The 14,333-nt window shown below is 71.0% G+C and carries 16 protein-coding genes; 10 read left to right on the forward strand and 6 right to left on the reverse strand.

The genetic code is table 11. The annotated features are described in order from the left end of the window. Nucleotides 1-52 precede the first annotated feature (52 nt). A complete protein-coding gene (locus tag ACFYPG_RS01925) occupies nucleotides 53-919 on the forward strand; it encodes a copper resistance protein CopC (protein ID WP_387349578.1) in 867 nt (288 codons plus the stop codon). Nucleotides 920-952: 33 nt separating this feature from the next. Here the strand turns inward: ACFYPG_RS01925 and ACFYPG_RS01930 are convergent, their stop codons facing one another. Further along, nucleotides 953-1,471, reverse strand: a complete 519-nt coding sequence (locus ACFYPG_RS01930; RefSeq protein WP_387349580.1) for a hypothetical protein — start codon at nucleotides 1,469-1,471, stop codon at nucleotides 953-955. Between the two features lie 72 nt (nucleotides 1,472-1,543). Between ACFYPG_RS01930 and ACFYPG_RS01935 the strand changes: the two genes are divergently transcribed. Beyond that, nucleotides 1,544-1,672 carry a hypothetical protein gene (locus ACFYPG_RS01935; protein ID WP_387349582.1) on the forward strand — a complete coding sequence of 43 codons (129 nt, stop codon included), beginning with the start codon at nucleotides 1,544-1,546 and terminating at the stop codon, nucleotides 1,670-1,672. Between the two features lie 179 nt (nucleotides 1,673-1,851). After that, nucleotides 1,852-4,257, forward strand: coding sequence for a ricin-type beta-trefoil lectin domain protein (locus tag ACFYPG_RS01940; protein WP_387349583.1), 2,406 nt, complete (start codon nucleotides 1,852-1,854; stop codon nucleotides 4,255-4,257). 75 nt (nucleotides 4,258-4,332) lie between these two features. Here the strand turns inward: ACFYPG_RS01940 and ACFYPG_RS01945 are convergent, their stop codons facing one another. Both ACFYPG_RS01945 and ACFYPG_RS01950 read right to left on the reverse strand, forming a co-directional pair. Further along, nucleotides 4,333-5,301, reverse strand: coding sequence for a hypothetical protein (locus ACFYPG_RS01945; protein ID WP_387350876.1), 969 nt, complete (start codon nucleotides 5,299-5,301; stop codon nucleotides 4,333-4,335). A 161-nt stretch (nucleotides 5,302-5,462) separates the two neighbouring features. Then, nucleotides 5,463-5,849: a DUF2267 domain-containing protein gene (locus ACFYPG_RS01950; protein ID WP_088989254.1), complete on the reverse strand. Its 387-nt coding sequence runs from the start codon at nucleotides 5,847-5,849 to the stop codon at nucleotides 5,463-5,465. Nucleotides 5,850-6,030: 181 nt separating this feature from the next. Here ACFYPG_RS01950 and ACFYPG_RS01955 point away from each other — a divergent pair, with 181 nt between their 5' ends. From ACFYPG_RS01955 to ACFYPG_RS01970, 4 genes are all read left to right on the forward strand, one after another. Further along, the gene (locus ACFYPG_RS01955) at nucleotides 6,031-6,363 is read left to right on the forward strand and encodes a nuclear transport factor 2 family protein (RefSeq protein WP_387349585.1); all 333 of its coding nucleotides are present in this window, start codon (nucleotides 6,031-6,033) and stop codon (nucleotides 6,361-6,363) included. Between the two features lie 33 nt (nucleotides 6,364-6,396). After that, nucleotides 6,397-6,654, forward strand: a complete 258-nt coding sequence (locus ACFYPG_RS01960) for an SDR family NAD(P)-dependent oxidoreductase (protein WP_387349587.1) — start codon at nucleotides 6,397-6,399, stop codon at nucleotides 6,652-6,654. 220 nt (nucleotides 6,655-6,874) lie between these two features. Beyond that, nucleotides 6,875-7,294, forward strand: coding sequence for an ATP-binding protein (locus ACFYPG_RS01965; protein WP_355006697.1), 420 nt, complete (start codon nucleotides 6,875-6,877; stop codon nucleotides 7,292-7,294). 105 nt (nucleotides 7,295-7,399) lie between these two features. Next, entirely contained in the window at nucleotides 7,400-7,777 is a 378-nt protein-coding gene (locus tag ACFYPG_RS01970; RefSeq protein ID WP_387349588.1) for a nuclear transport factor 2 family protein, read from the forward strand. Nucleotides 7,778-7,792: 15 nt separating this feature from the next. Here the strand turns inward: ACFYPG_RS01970 and ACFYPG_RS01975 are convergent, their stop codons facing one another. Then, nucleotides 7,793-8,263, reverse strand: a complete 471-nt coding sequence (locus tag ACFYPG_RS01975) for a molybdenum cofactor biosysynthesis protein (protein WP_355006695.1) — start codon at nucleotides 8,261-8,263, stop codon at nucleotides 7,793-7,795. A 101-nt stretch (nucleotides 8,264-8,364) separates the two neighbouring features. On the opposite strand from ACFYPG_RS01975, the gene trpB reads away from it, so the two are divergent. Genes trpB through ACFYPG_RS01990 form a run of 3 tightly spaced genes read left to right on the forward strand, consistent with a single transcriptional unit; the run spans nucleotide 8,365 to nucleotide 11,053 of the window. After that, a complete protein-coding gene (gene trpB, locus ACFYPG_RS01980; protein ID WP_387349590.1) occupies nucleotides 8,365-9,546 on the forward strand; it encodes a tryptophan synthase subunit beta in 1,182 nt (393 codons plus the stop codon). After that, on the forward strand, nucleotides 9,543-10,265 hold the full coding sequence (gene trpA, locus ACFYPG_RS01985; protein WP_387349591.1) for a tryptophan synthase subunit alpha: 723 nt from the start codon (nucleotides 9,543-9,545) through the stop codon (nucleotides 10,263-10,265). Before trpB ends, trpA begins: the two co-directional genes overlap by 4 nt. 56 nt (nucleotides 10,266-10,321) lie before the next feature. Next, nucleotides 10,322-11,053 (forward strand): GntR family transcriptional regulator, encoded by a 732-nt coding sequence (locus ACFYPG_RS01990; RefSeq protein ID WP_387349593.1) that lies wholly within the window; start codon nucleotides 10,322-10,324, stop codon nucleotides 11,051-11,053. Nucleotides 11,054-11,151: 98 nt separating this feature from the next. Here ACFYPG_RS01990 and ACFYPG_RS01995 read toward each other — a convergent pair whose 3' ends face one another. Both ACFYPG_RS01995 and ACFYPG_RS02000 read right to left on the reverse strand, forming a co-directional pair. Beyond that, the gene (locus tag ACFYPG_RS01995; protein WP_387349595.1) at nucleotides 11,152-13,254 is read right to left on the reverse strand and encodes a PQQ-dependent sugar dehydrogenase; all 2,103 of its coding nucleotides are present in this window, start codon (nucleotides 13,252-13,254) and stop codon (nucleotides 11,152-11,154) included. A gap of 37 nt (nucleotides 13,255-13,291) precedes the next feature. After that, a complete protein-coding gene (locus ACFYPG_RS02000) occupies nucleotides 13,292-14,239 on the reverse strand; it encodes a LamG-like jellyroll fold domain-containing protein (protein WP_355006690.1) in 948 nt (315 codons plus the stop codon). Nucleotides 14,240-14,333: the final 94 nt, after the last annotated feature.

Genomic DNA, 14,333 nt, shown 5'->3' on the forward strand with positions numbered 1-14,333 from the left:
GAGGAGAACTCTACGTCTTGTTCGGTGCCGGCGAAATGACCATGATGAACGAATGCGATCGAAGCTGGTCACTGTGCGTAAGGCCCTGAGCCGTGTCGTGGCGGCGCTGGCGGCGACCCTGGTGGTGTCGCTGCTGCTGCCGGTCGCCCCGGCGTCCGCGCACGGCCAGCTGGCGACCTCCACGCCTCTGAAGGGCACCGTCGTCCGCAAGCCACTGACCCAGTTGGCGTTGTACTTCACCGAGAAGCCGGCGTCCAACGCGCACTTCGCCATCAGCGGTCCGGACGGGTCGCGAGTGGACAACGGGTGGTCCTACGGCGAGCCGAAGCGCCTGGACAAGCCGGTCACCGAGTACTTCATGGTCAACGGCGTGTTCGAGCCACGGCTCTACCACACCGGCTTCCCGGCCATGGTCACCGTTGCGCACTGGCCGGCGAAGGGCCGCTACACCGCGAGCTACCTCTCGGTCGCCTCGGACGGTGAGGCGGTGCGGGGCGAGGTGACCTTCGACTACCAGGGCCCGGGCACTGCGGCCCCGGCCGGCTGGTCGGCGCCCACGGCGGGGCCGGATCCGACGCTGCTCGCCCAGGCCGAGGGCGAGGGCTCGACCAGTTCCGGGGCCACCGGCAGCCCGATCGCCCCCACCGGCGCTCCGGCGAGCCCACCGGCCGGTGCCGCCGAGGAGCAGCGGGACGGCGGGTTCCCGGCCTGGCTGATCCCGGCCCTGATCGTCGTCACGGTCGCCGTGCTCGTGCTGGTGGCGGCCCGCCGTCGGCCCGCCACACGCGCAGCCACCACGCCGAGCCGTCGGCCGGCCGGCTCGGCAGGCAAGGGCAGCACCCCAGGCCGCAGCGCCGCCATGCCGGCCGGCAAGTCCGGCAAGCGGTCCAGCGGGCCGGTTCGACGTGGACGGCGATAGGCCGGTCCGACGCGGCCGGCACGGGGCAGGGTGTCAGGATCGAGCCGTCTCCCAGTGCGCCGGGCGGCCGCCCGCCCCGCCCAACCACGTCGACAGCGGCCCCTGGTGCCGTCCCACGGATCGGCGCATGGCATTGACCAGGGCCAGTTGCGCCCGGGTCGGGGCCACCATCGCCTGCTCGAACTGATCCTGCGCCAGCGGCGCGGTTGTCGTGTCCACTCCCGTGGCGACGTCCAGGAGTCGCTGCACCGCGTGGCCGAAGGCGTCGATCTCGGCGGTGACCGCGCTCGGGGCGACGAGGCTGGCTGACATCAGCGCGGCGCTCCACACCCCCCAGTCGTAGTCCCACCCCGTGCGTCCCAGGTGCGCGCGCCGCAGGATCATCGTGAACGTGGCGTACTCCCGCAGCAGGTCCTGGTAGGCCACGAGTTGCCGGTCCCGTAGCCAGTGCCGGTCCTGCGCACTGCGGGTGAGCATCCCGCCGACGACAACGCCGACGGTCGCCGAGAGCGCGCCGCCGAGCGTCGTGACAGCGACTTCCAGCAACGCCATGACACCTCCGTGGTGACCGTCGAGTCCGAGCATCGATGATCGCCGGCCTCGTCGTCAACGGAGGAGAAGGGCGTGGACCGCTTTGTCGACGGCCAGTGGCGGGCCGTCGGCGGCACCGTCGACTGGCCGGCGGCAGGCCGATCGGTCAGACATTCTTCGCGTAACATGGCGAACTTTCGCATGGACATCGGTAACTTTTGATGCATCGGAGCGAAGCCATGGACAGTCCAATCGAAACCCCTTAATGTTCCGAGCCATCCACCCGGTGTTTCCGCAACGTCACTCGTCGGCGTCGAGGACGTTACGGAGCCGGGCCGACGGTCATCCTCACCGCTGATCCACGCCGACCGTCGGACACTCCACTGCCTCCTGGAGGAACGATGGGCACACGCCTGCTACGCCGACTCCACCATCCCGTCCTGGGTGCGCTGGCACTCGTCCTCACCGCCGGCCTCTGGGCCGCCCCCGCCAACGCCGCCCCCGCACAGGAACCTGGCGTCACGCTGCGCGTCTTCGACGTGCAGGTGCCGCTGTCCGAGTTGTGCACCCTCAAGCCCGCCCAGACCCCGAACGTGGACAAGCTGATGTCCACCATCAACTGGACCTCGGCGGCCGACTTCGGCTTCGAGGACAACTTCGTCTCGCAGGTGCTCGGCAACATCACCACCGCCCAGGCCGGCAGCTACACCTTCCGGCTCAGCAGCGACGACGGCTCCAAGCTGTCGATCGACAACGCCGTCGTGATCAACCACGACGGCCTGCACGGCGCGACCCCGCCCAAGGAGGGCACTGTCACCCTCACCGCCGGCCTGCACCCGCTGCGCATCGACCACTTCGAGCGTGGCGGCGGGCAGCAGATCACCCTGGAGTGGAAGACGCCCGGTTCGTCGACCTTCGTTGTCGTACCGAACTCGGCGCTGAGCACCGACGCCGGTGTGGTCCGGGTGACCGCACCCGGACGCAAGGAGTGCGAGGGCGTCTCCGACACCCCCGGTGACGGCCTGCCGCTCACCGGCGTGCACCCCGGCTACACGCTGACCAACCTGCGGCCCAGCGGCTTCCAGCCGAAGGTCACCGGCATGGACTGGCTGGCCGACGGCCGACTGGTCATCAGCACCTGGGGCGGCAGCGACCAGTCCGGCACCTCCCAGGACGGCGAGGTCTGGATCCTCGGTAACACCGGCGGATCGACGAGCCCGGGCAACGTGACCACCAAGAAGATCGCCGGCGGCCTCAAGGAACCGATGGGGCTCAAGGTCGTCGACGGGGTGGTCTACGTGACCGAGAAGCAGCGGTTGACCCGGCTGGTGAACACCGGCGGCGACGAGGCGGCCGAGCGCCTGGAGACCGTCGCCACCTGGCCGTACGGCGGCAATTTCCACGAGTTCGCGTTCGGCCTGCTCTACCAGGACGGGTTCTTCTATCTGAACCTGTCGGTGTCGATCAACTCCGGCGGCGCCACCACCAACCCGCAACCCGCCACCAACCGCGGCACCACCCTCAAGGTCAACAAGGACACCGGCGCGGTCAGTTACGTCGCCGGCGGCCTGCGTACGCCACACGGCATCGGCTGGGGCCCGGAGGGCGGCATCTTCGTCACCGACAACCAGGGTGGCTGGCTGCCCTCGTCGAAGCTGGTGCACGTCAAGCAGGGCCGGTTCTTCAACCACTTCACGACCCCGGCGGGTCCGTTCGACACCGCACCGGTCACGCAGCCGGTGCTCTGGATGCCGCAGAACGAGATCGCCAACTCGCCCAGCACGCCGCTCTACCTGACCAGCGGTCGCTACGCCGGCCAGTTCGTCATCGGTGACGTGACCTACGGCGGCCTGCAACGGGCGAACGTGGAGAAGGTCAACGGCGAGTACCAGGGCGCGTTGTTCCGGCTCACCCAGGGCCTGGAGGCGGGCGTCTCCGAGGTCAACGTCGGCCCGGACGGCGCGATCTACGTCGGCGGGCTCGGCGCGGGCGGCAACTGGGGCCAGACCGGCAAGCTCTCGTACGGCCTGCAGAAGCTCACCCCGAACACCGCCACCACGTTCGAGATGCTCGCGATGCGCGCCACCACGACCGGCTTCGAGGTGGAGTACACCGAGCCGGTGTCGACGGCGACCGCCGCCGAGCTGGCCGCGCGCTACAAGCTCAAGCAGTGGCGGTACGTGGCGACGTCGAGCTACGGCGGTCCGAAGATCGACGAGGAGACCCTGACCGTCACCTCGGCGACCCTCTCGGCGGACGGCAAGAAGGTCAGTCTCACGGTGCCCGGTCGCAAGGCCGGCCGGGTGGTGCACCTGCGTTCCCCGCGCCCGTTCACCTCGACCAGCGGCCAGTCACTGTGGAGCACCGAGGCCTGGTACACGCTCAACTCCATCCCGGGCAGTCCCCCGCCGCCGACCGGCGGCACCATCACCGGCGTCGGCGGCAAGTGCCTGGACGTCGACAACGCGGGCACCGCCGACGGCACGAAGATCCAGCTCTGGACCTGCAACGGCACCACAGCGCAGTCGTGGACGAAGGTCGGCGACACGTACCGGGTGCTGGGCAAGTGCCTGGACGTGGACAACGGCGGCACCGCCAACGGCACGAAGGTTCAGCTCTGGACCTGCAACGGCACCGCCGCGCAGGTCTGGCAGCCACAGGCCGACGGGTCGATCCGCAACCCGCAGTCGGGCAAGGTCCTGGAGGCCGCCGGCGGTAGCAGCGCCGACCGCACCCAGATCCAGCTCGGCACGTACGCGGGCGGCGCACACCAGAAGTGGGTGGTCAGTAGCGGGGTAACCGGCTGACCTCGGACGAAGGGGCGCGGTCTGACCGGCGGGTCAGGCCGCGCCCTGCCCGTCCACCGGCGCGAAGATCTCCGCTCAGCGGAACAGCACCGGCCGGTTCCCCCGGGCGCCGACGAGGTGGCCCCTGATGTTGATGTCCTCGATCGAGTCGGTCTCCCACACGCCCCGGGTGGTCAGGTCTGTCATCGACCCGTTGCGCCAGAGGAACGGGTGCCACGCAGCGGTGGTGGTGCTCTGGCCCACCACCTCACCCCGGTCGTTGATCGCGGTGGCGCGGCTCCAGTCGCCACCGAGCGTGCCGAGGTCGGTCAGTGTCCCGTTCTGCCAGCGGAACGCCCGGCCGTTCGCCGCGCCCACCACCTGGCCCCGGTTGTTGACCCCGAGGGCCTCGCTGCCGATCTGCGTGAACACCCCGTCGCGCAGCCGGCCACCGACGCAGGTGCACGGGTAGTCCTGCGGCGGCACGTTGAACCCGCCCACCACGTCGCCCGCGTTGTTGAAGTCGGCGGTGAACTCGTAGAAGTACTCCCGACCCAGGTCGGCGAAGACCCCGTCGCGCCACAGGAAGCGGTGCGGCATGTCTCCGGCCGGTTCGCTGGTGCCGAGCACCTGCCGTCGGTCGTTGACGCCGATTGCCACACTGTTCTCCCCGCCCAGGGTGCCCAGGTCGTGGAGCTGACCGTCGCGCCAGAGCACAGCGCGGGTCAGGTAGTCCGAGCCGAACGAGGTGATCGCCACGTCACCGAACTCGTTGACGTCCACGGCGCTGGAATCCGTGTCACCCGGTAGCACGCCCAGGTCGGTGATGACACCGTGACGCCACAGCACGGCGTGCCGGGCGCCGCTGGCGACCGTGCTCCAGCCGACGATGTCGCCGCGATCGTTCATCGCCGTCGCAGCGCCGTCACCCCCGTTCAGGGTGCCGAGGTCGACGACGCGATAGCTGTGCGGGCGTGACGGCGCTGCGACGGCGGGAGCGGGAGCGAGGGTGATCATCGCGACGGCGGTCGTCGCTGCGGTCAGCAGGGGACGCGGGGACACCATGGACGCCAAGGGGGACGCTCCTCGGATCGGAGCGGCGACGACCCGGCGGACGGGCGCGGGGCAACCGCCACTGCGCGTTCGATCGGTAACGCACAGTAGATCCGGTGTCGTGGCGGCACGCCAGGGACCGAACGGTCACCGACGCATGCGGCGCGCGTCGGTCAGGGGCCGTGCGGCAGCGGCTGCGCCAGTGCCCGCAGGTCCGCCGGGAGTTGGGCCAGGGCGTCCTCGAACTCCCGGTGCCCGACCACCCGGTGCATCGTCTGGAGCACCGCCCGGGTGCCCCGCTCTGCGGCCGGACGGTCGATCCCGGCGCGGTCGGCGACCCGGCTCAGGAACTCGTCGTAGCCGAAGGTCTCCGGCGGCTCGGCGGCCTTGACCAGCAGTGGGCTCAGCTCGTCGGCCAGGTGGGGGGCCAACGCGCCCGCCTCCCCGCCGCTGAGCCGCTCGGTGAGGGTCCGCAGGACCGCCTCGGTGAGCGGGCGTGCCTGCTCCGGCGGGAGACCCGCCCGTGCCGCAACCTTGTCGACGAACGCCAGCTCGGCCATGCCCCCGCCCTTCGCTCTCGGAAACGCGTGGCTACCCGGGCCCACCGGCAGCAAACCCGGCAGCCACAGCGGGGCTGGTTCTGCTGGTTGCTGCGCGCGGTGCCGTCGGCTTCTCGTACGGTGAGGTCGGACCGGGAACCCGACGGCTGCCCGACGGCGGCCCGTGCCGCAGGAGGAGCAGATGGCCCTCGACCTGCCCGACGTGATCGACCGGTATTTCCGGGCCGTCAACGACCGGGATCTGGACGCCTTCGTCGCCTGCTTCGCGGACACCGCGAGCGTCGCCGACGAGGACCGCCTGTACGACGGACGGGCCTCAATCCGCGCCTGGCGGCAGAAGACGATGGACGCCTACTCGTACACCGCGGAGCCGGTCCGGGTCACGTCGCAGGCGGGCGACTCGTACCTGGCTGCCACCCGGGTGTCCGGTGACTTCCCCGGCAGCCCGATCGAGCTGCGGTACCGGTTCACGCTGCGCGACGGGCTGATCGGCGCCCTGGACATCCGTCCCTGACGGCGAGTGGGCCCACTGACACGAGAGGATGCCGTGCCGCGAGTCTGGCTCATCACCGGCTGCTCGCGGGGCCTCGGCCGAGCCCTCGCCGAGGCCGTCCTGGCCGACGGCGATCACCTGGTGGCCACCGCCCGCAACCCGGCACAGCTCGCGGACCTGGTCGACCGGCACGGTGACCGGGTCCGCGCTGTGGCCCTCGACGTCAACAACGCCGGGTACGCCGATGTCGCCGCGTCGGACGCGCGATGGCGGGAGTTGAGCGAATCGATAGCCTTCGACGCGGCACCCTGACCCGACTGCCCTACCGGACCGGCGAGGCCGGTCAGGCCGGCCCGTAGGTGATCAACCGCCGAACGGACGAGACAGTCAAGAGGGCGGTAAGTGACATGATGTGGCGGCAACAGCTACGAGAAGGGTTCCGCTGCCCGATGGCGCACTTTGAGGCTCGCACGCCCACGACACCCGCGCGGAACGCGGTGCCGCTGGTCGGGCAGCCGCATCGGGCGGGCTGATGCCGGGCGAGCGACGGGAGACCGTGGCCGAGCAGAATGTCCCCACCCACGCCGCGGACACCATGGCGTATCAGGTCGCGACGGATATACGGGCGCTGCGCGCGTTCGTCAGCGCCGGGGCGCTGGCCCGTGGCCTGTCGGACGAGGGGGCGGAGCTGTTGACGCTGGCCGTCAGCGAGTTGGCCACCAACACGTTGCAGCACACCACCGGCGGTGGCTGGGTGCGACTCTGGGCCGAGCCGGGTCAGCTGATCTGCGACGTCGTCGACCACGGGCCGACGCGGGCGTTCGGCCGAAGCATGCCGGCCACCGACTCGGTACGGGGTCGCGGGCTGGCGATCGTGGAGCAGATCTGTGACGAGGTCGCAGTGCTCACCAGTCCCGGGGAGACCGTCGTACGGATTCGCCTGAGTCTGTGAACCTCGGCGGCGATCCCCACCCGCCCGAGCCAGGTTGGCTGCCACAATGCGGACAGCTCGGGCCGACGGTGGCACCGGGTCGGACCCGAACGGGAGGACGCCACGATGCCGGACAGCGCACGCGAGGCCGAGCTGCTCGACGCCGAGCGCACCCTGCAGGCCGCCCAACGGGCCGGTGACGTCGCCGCCCTCGATCAGCTGCTGGTCGACCAGCTGATCGCCGTCGGCCCGGACGGGCGTACCCACAGCAAGCAGGATGACCTGGCCGCTCACCGGGACCGCCGCTCGGTCGTCGAGGAGTTGGTGGAGGAGGAGCTGGACCTGCTCGTGGTCGGAGCGACGGGGGTGACGTTCTTTCTGGGCCGCGTGTCCGGCGTCCTCGAGGGAACGCCGTTCGCCGCGCGGCTGCGCTACACCCGGACGTGGGTCCACGACGACCCGCACGGCTGGCGGGTCCTGGCCGCACACATCAGCCCGGCCTGACTCAGGCTGGCGTCCTCAGTTCACTGTGGCGTCGATCGCGCCGAGGCGCAGGGTGCCGTCGTTGAGGGGCGTGCAGCGGATGCCGCCGGTGGTGCGCAGCGCTTTCCACGCCCCCGGTCCGACAGTGACGTCCATCCAGGCACACGGTCGGGCCGCCCGGTTGACCCGCAGGCTGACGGGGCCGTCGCCGGAGTCCAGCACCAGCACTCTGCCGATCAGCTCGTCCACGGCGATCCCTGTGGTGAGGATGTTTCGCCGCACCTCGGTCAGGCCGATGCCGACCGGCAGCGACTCCCGGGCGATGACAGTGACGCTGGCGTCGCGGTGTGCCTGCTGACCGAAGTACCTGTCGCCGACGATGCCGAGGCCGGCCCGGATCCGGACGGCGTCGACCAGCTCGCCGGGTGGGGCCGGGGCCGGGCCGTCGGCGGGCCGGCCCAGGAAGCGGTGCACGGGCGAGGCCAGCAACTCGACGATCTCCGGCATGGCAGGAATTCTACGAACCGGACAGGGCCGCCGGGGCAGGTCACCGGATGCGCGGTGCCGCCTCTCTTGCCAGGCGACCTTCGCTGTTCTATAACTGTTGTATGAGTTCTATAACAGTGCGGTCGGCAGGCGTTCCGGGGCGATACGGGAGTTACGGCGGGCGGTACGTGCCGGAGTCTCTGATCCCCGCCTGCGAGGCGGTCGCCGAGGCCTTCTCGCAGGCGTGGGCCGACCCCGGGTTCCGCGGCAGTCTCGCCGCGCTGCTGTCGGCCCACGTGGGACGGCCGACACCGCTGACGCCGGCCGTGCGACTGTCGACCGAACTCGGTGTGACGGTGCTGCTCAAGCGGGAAGATCTGACGCACACCGGATCACACAAGATCAACAATGTGCTAGGGCAGGCGTTGCTGGCCCGACGCATGGGGCGTACGCGTCTGATTGCCGAGACCGGGGCGGGCATGCACGGCGTCGCGACGGCGACGGTCGGCGCCCTGCTGGGCCTACCGGTGAAGGTGTTCATGGGCGAACGCGACGTGGAACGCCAGGCGCACAACGTCTTCCGTATGCGGCTGCTGGGTGCCGAGGTCGTTCCGGTGACCACCGGCAGTCGGACGCTGAAGGACGCCACCAGCGAGGCCATGCGCCACTGGGTGACAGACGTCGACGAGGCGTACTACTGCGTGGGCTCCGTCATCGGTCCGCACCCCTATCCGATGATGGTCCGCGAGTTCCAGCGCGTCATCGGTGACGAGGCCCGGCGGCAGTGCGCTGCCGAGCTGCCCGCTGCCACCCCTGACTACGTGGTCGCCTGCGTCGGCGGGGGCAGCAACGCGGCGGGCACGTTCGCCGGGTTCGTCGAGACCTCGGCGAAGCTCGTCGGGGTGGAAGCCGAGGGCGGCTCCGGCGCGACGAACGGGGAGATCGGCGTCCTGCACGGCTTCCAGTCGCTGTTCCTTCAGGACGAACACGGGCAGATCAAGGAGGCGCACTCGATCGCCGCCGGGCTGGACTACCCGGGCGTCGGCCCCGAGCACGCGTACCTGCGCGATCTGGGGCGCGCCCGGTATGTCACCGTCTCCGACGGGGAGGCGATCGCGGCCGCGGTCCGGCTCGCGCGGTCGGAGGGCGTGCTGCCCGCCATCGAGTCGGCCCACGCGCTCGCCTGGGTCGTCCGCGCCGCCGGCACGCCGGAGCTGCCCCGAGGATCGACAGTGCTCGTCACCCTGTCGGGGCGCGGCGACAAGGACATCACCACCCTGATCGCGGAAGCGGAGCTCGCATGAAGCTACTGATGCCCTACATCACGGGCGGGATCGTGCCCGGCTGGACGGCGTACCTGAACGCCTTCGAGGACGCCGGAGCCGAAATGGTCGAGGTCGGGCTCCCGTTCTCCGACCCGACGGTGGACGGCCGCACCATTCAGGAGGCCTCGGACGCGGCGCTCGCCCGAGGCGCGACGCCCGCCTCGGTCCTGGAAGACCTCGCCACGGCGCGGACAGGCATCCCCCTCGTGGCCAGCACGTACGCCAATATCGCGCTACGACCCGGGTTCGGCGACGCGCTGACGGCGGCCGGGGTGACCGGGCTGATCGTGCCCGACCTGCCCCTCGACGAGCTGGCCGGGCTGGACGTGCCGGGCGTCCAGGTGAGCCTGCTCGCCTCCCCCGCCACGCCTGACGACCGGCTCGCCGAGATCGGCCGACGCAGTCAGGGTTTCGTGTACGCCATCTCGATCATGGGCACGACCGGCGAACGCGACCGGCTCGCACCGTCGGCCGTCACTCTGGCCGCCCGGCTCAAGCGGGTCACTGATCTACCCGTGCTGCTGGGCTTCGGCATCTCCACCCCGGAACAGGCGGGCGAGGCGGCGGCGGTCGCCGACGGAGTCATCGTCGGCGCGGCCGTCATGCGGCGCATCCTCGACGGGGCGGGTCCCACCGAGGTCGGCGCCTTCGTGGCGTCGCTGCGGGCCGCGTTGTCTCAGGTGGCTACCGTGCGATGATCGGCGGTGGCCGTCGATGACGGGAGCGGACAGTCGACGCATCGGGAGACAGAACAGTGGCACGCTACCGGGCCATCGCCGCCGACCTCGCCGCCAAGATCCGCGACGGTCGCTACGTGCCGGGTGAGGCGTTGCCCGCGCAGCGCGAGCTCAGCACGGCGTACGGCGTCACCCTGATGACGCTGCGGCAGGCCCTGCGCGAGCTGAGCGCCGAGGGCCTGATCGTCCAGCGGCCGGGCAAGGGCACCTATGTCGCACCTGCTCATGCCGCGTACCAGCTCGGATCGTTGCGGAGCTTCGGCGACGACCTGCGCGAGCAGGGCCACGAGGTCCACACGACGGTGATCTCCCGCGCGCAGCGCCGCCTGCCCTCGCGCGTCGCGGCCCGGCTGCGGGTCCGCGAGGCCGAGACGGGCCTGCGCCTGGAGCGGGTCCGCGCGTTCGCCGGCCGCCGCGCCATTCATCAGATTTCCTGGGTACGCGAGCCGCACGCGAGCCGGTTGCAGGACGTGGACTTCACCGGCACCTCGTTGTACGCGGCCCTGGCCGACCTGGGGGTGGTGGTGGCCCGGGCGGCGGAGACCATCCGACCGGAGGTGCTGAACGCGGACGTGGCCCGGCATCTGGACGAGGCCGAGGGGGCGCCGGTGCTGGTCAGTGACCGGATCACGTACGCGCCCGACGGGACGGCCCTGGTGACCGACCGGGCCACGATGCTGGGCAGCATGATGCAGATCACCGCCGACCGGGCCGCCACCGGGTTGTCCCTCCACTACGGAGCGGTCTAGCCGGCCTGGCGCGCTCCTTGCCGTTGATCTCGCACGGCGTGACGGTCGCCCGGTGGGGACGGCGGCGTGAGTCGTCACCGCCCCCACCGTGACCCGGTTCAGGCCGGCGCGCCGGTGACGGTCAGGTTGCGCATTCGGCCCACGTTGTCGAACGAGCCGAAGCCGACCCGCCCCGAGCCGAAGGTGGTGTCCTTCGCGGTCAGCAGCGGGTCCCGGTGCCCGTCGACGTAGACGGCGATCTCGCCGGTGGCCGGCAGGTGCACCACCCGCACGCGGTGCCACCTGGCGTCGGTGATCGCCGGGTTGGCGCCCCGCGAGCGGCCGTTCCACTGGTGGTCGATGCGCTCCCGGTCGGCGTTGTCCACCTTGAAGATGCCGTTGTGCGGATAGATCGTGTTGTCGGTGGAGAGGTGGGCGTAGTAGAACTCGGTGTCCGAGCGCCAGCCGAAGACGATGATCACGTCCCGGTTGGTGACCTCCACCGGAGTGTCGAGTCGTACCTGGGCGTCGACCCGCACCGACGACCACGCCGGTCCGTTGGTCAGCACGGCGTACTCGAAGGGCCGGCGCGGGCCCGGCCGGCTCTCCCCGGCCTCGGCCAGGACGACCTGGTCGCCTGTGAACTGCCACTTAGCCGGCGTCACCGGTGCCCAGTTGGTGGCTCCGGTGGTACGGCGGACTGTGACGTCACCGACGTCACCGCTGGCGAACTCCCGGGTGCCGGTCACCTTCCAGACCTTTCCGTTGGCCTTCGCGACGACGTAGAGCTCACCGGCGGCGTCGGTGCCGAAGCGCAGGTCGACCCGGTTGGGGTCACCGGGCGCGCCCGGTGCGGAGAGGTCGCGCATCCGGACCGGGGTGCCCGCCTCGTCGAAGAGCGCGAGCTGGTGGATCGTGGCCAGCTCCCGGCCCCGGCGCATCTCGTTGGCCTCGGTGTAGAGCACCCGACCGTCGACCAGGTCGCCGAAGACGTACTTGCCGCGCAGCGCTGGCAGCGCCCGCCCCCGGTAGACGAAGCCGCCGGCCACCGCGACACCGACGTCGTCGGTGCAGTTCCAACCGGCGGCGGGGTCGTGGTCGTACGCGGCGACCGGGTAGGTGTAGCCGTAGCTGTCGTCGTCGGCGGGCAGCGGGAGCAGCCGGTTGCAGGGGTTCGTGGCCGCCTTGTCGAAGACGAAGGAGCCTTCGCGCTCGCTCCAGCCGAAGTTGTCCCCGGCACGGACTTCGTAGATCGCCTCGACTGCGTGTTCGCCGATGTGCCCGAGGTACATCCGGCCGGTCGCCCGGTCCCAGCTGAACCGGTGCGGGTCCCGGAAACCCACCGCGTAGAGCTCGCCGAGCGCGCCGGCCCGGCCGACGAACGGGTTCCCGGCCGGGATGCCGTAGCGCCCGTTCGCGGAGTTGGTGCCGCGGGGGTCGATCCGGAGCAGCTTGCCGTGCGGCAGGGCCAGGTTCTGCGGATCGGTGTTGCGAGCACCCTGGCCACCGTCGCCGACGGCCAGGTACAGCAGCCCGTAGTCGCGGTCGTGGCGCTTGGCCGTGGGGTTGAAGTTGATCTCCTGGATGCCGTGCACCTGGCCGCCGAAGCCGATGCGCAGCACCTCCCGGTGCGTACCGGCGAAGGTGGCAGCGGCGGGATCCGTCGCCGTCCACTCGGTGATGACGCCGTGGAAGAGCGTGTTGGGCTGGGCGTAGTCCGCAGTGGCGGTCGTCGTCGACGCCAACTCGGTGTGGATGGTGTAGAACCGGCCGTTCACCCCGAACTCCGGGTGGAACGCGACGTACCCGAAGCCCTGGCCGAGCCCACGACCGGAGAAGAACCGCGGCGCGAACGTCGCGGCCACGTCCAGGTAGACGTGCGGCACGCCGCCCTCGACCAGGTAGAGGCTGCCGTTGAGGTCGGGCACCGCCCGCCGGCCGGAGCCGTCGGGCACCTCCATGATGGTGTTGATCCGCGCGGTACGCATGAGCCGCGCGTCGGTCGGCGCCGGTGTCGGGTACGACTGCGGGAAGCTGGCGTACTCGCTGAGGACCAGCCCGAGTCGGGACTGGATCGGCATGTCGGGGATCGGGTCGTCGACCGCGTCGGCGGCTCGCGCGGGGGCGGCGACCAGTGTGGACAGGATCAGCACGAGGGCGGTGAGGCCGGCCCTCACTGTGGGCCGGCGGACGGCGCCGGCGCGGCGGTGCAGGGTGCGCACGCGTGTCTCCTTCTCGGTGGGACGGTGCCGAGGGTGGTCAGCGGGCAAGGTGGCGGTACTGCCTCCGTACGTCGTTCGCGGAGACCACACTGTCGAGGAACATCAGGCCGTCCATCCGGCAGTCGCACGGGTTGCGTTCCAGGTTGTCCTGGGGGAAGCTGCCGCCGATCTTGATGCCCCGGGGGTCGGACGCCGTGGTCACGTGCGGGCCCGGCCCGGAGACCAGCCACGGGTCGTCGGCGCGGGTGTAGAAGCCGTCCACCGGTTCACCGTTGCGGTAGAGGGCGAGCGCGCCGGTGGCGAAGTCGAAGGTGGCGGCCAGGTGCACCCACTCCCCCATGGGCAGCAGCTCACGCCAGTCCCGGGTGGCGGCGAACGTCTGTGAGTTGCCGCCGTCGAGCCGCCGGCCGAGCGCGACGAGACGCAACTCCCCGTCGACGTCGATCAGCTCCAGCAGCGCGCGAACGCCGTGGCCGTCGGAGTCGCCGGTCAGCACTCCGGCCAGCCCGATCGCGTTGTACCTGTCGTCCGGGTCGGCGGTGGTCGAGTTGGGTAGCGGGCGGTCCATGTTCAGCTTGAACCAGCCCATGACCGTGGTGCCGGCGGTGGCGCTGAAGGCACGTAGTGTCCGCACCCCGCTGGCCGACCAGGTGCCGGCCTTCCAGTCGTCGTTGCCGGCGACGGCGGGGTCGATCTGCCGGGTCTGCACCGCGTTGCGGCTGCCCCGGTAGGCGCCCTCCGGCACCCGCATGGCGGCACCGCCGTTGATCAGCTCGATCTCGGTGCCGGAACGCCCCTGGTCGCGTTCCAGTGCGGGGTCGCCGGGCACCGGGTGGTCGAAGTCGTACGCGGCGACCAGGTGCGCGCGCAGCGCCGGGTGGACGGCGGAGGGGATGCTGCGATCCGCCTGCGCTGGTGGCGCGCTGGCACCGGTCAGTGCGCCGATCGCCAGGAGGGAGACGGCGGCTCGTCGGGCCCTGGACATGGCTGTCACCTCGTTTCGCGGCATGACGGATGCCGGTCACGTAAGCGCTTACGAAAGCGCTTACGTACCCTAGGCTTCGATCGGTGCCGATCGC

It is taken from the genome of Micromonospora sp. NPDC005553 (assembly GCF_042871765.1).
GTDB lineage: Bacteria > Actinomycetota > Actinomycetes > Mycobacteriales > Micromonosporaceae > Micromonospora.

Coding starts and splice junctions, on each gene's coding strand:
- ACFYPG_RS01925 (WP_387349578.1), top strand. CDS start 53: ATGCGATCGAAGCTGGTCACTGTGCGTAAGGCCCTGAGCCGTGTCGTG.
- ACFYPG_RS01930 (WP_387349580.1), bottom strand. CDS start 1,471: ATGGCGTTGCTGGAAGTCGCTGTCACGACGCTCGGCGGCGCGCTCTCG.
- ACFYPG_RS01940 (WP_387349583.1), top strand. CDS start 1,852: ATGGGCACACGCCTGCTACGCCGACTCCACCATCCCGTCCTGGGTGCG.
- ACFYPG_RS01945 (WP_387350876.1), bottom strand. CDS start 5,301: ATGGTGTCCCCGCGTCCCCTGCTGACCGCAGCGACGACCGCCGTCGCG.
- ACFYPG_RS01950 (WP_088989254.1), bottom strand. CDS start 5,849: ATGGCCGAGCTGGCGTTCGTCGACAAGGTTGCGGCACGGGCGGGTCTC.
- ACFYPG_RS01955 (WP_387349585.1), top strand. CDS start 6,031: ATGGCCCTCGACCTGCCCGACGTGATCGACCGGTATTTCCGGGCCGTC.
- ACFYPG_RS01965 (WP_355006697.1), top strand. CDS start 6,875: ATGCCGGGCGAGCGACGGGAGACCGTGGCCGAGCAGAATGTCCCCACC.
- ACFYPG_RS01970 (WP_387349588.1), top strand. CDS start 7,400: ATGCCGGACAGCGCACGCGAGGCCGAGCTGCTCGACGCCGAGCGCACC.
- ACFYPG_RS01975 (WP_355006695.1), bottom strand. CDS start 8,263: ATGCCGGAGATCGTCGAGTTGCTGGCCTCGCCCGTGCACCGCTTCCTG.
- trpB (WP_387349590.1), top strand. CDS start 8,365: ATGAGTTCTATAACAGTGCGGTCGGCAGGCGTTCCGGGGCGATACGGG.
- trpA (WP_387349591.1), top strand. CDS start 9,543: ATGAAGCTACTGATGCCCTACATCACGGGCGGGATCGTGCCCGGCTGG.
- ACFYPG_RS02000 (WP_355006690.1), bottom strand. CDS start 14,239: ATGTCCAGGGCCCGACGAGCCGCCGTCTCCCTCCTGGCGATCGGCGCA.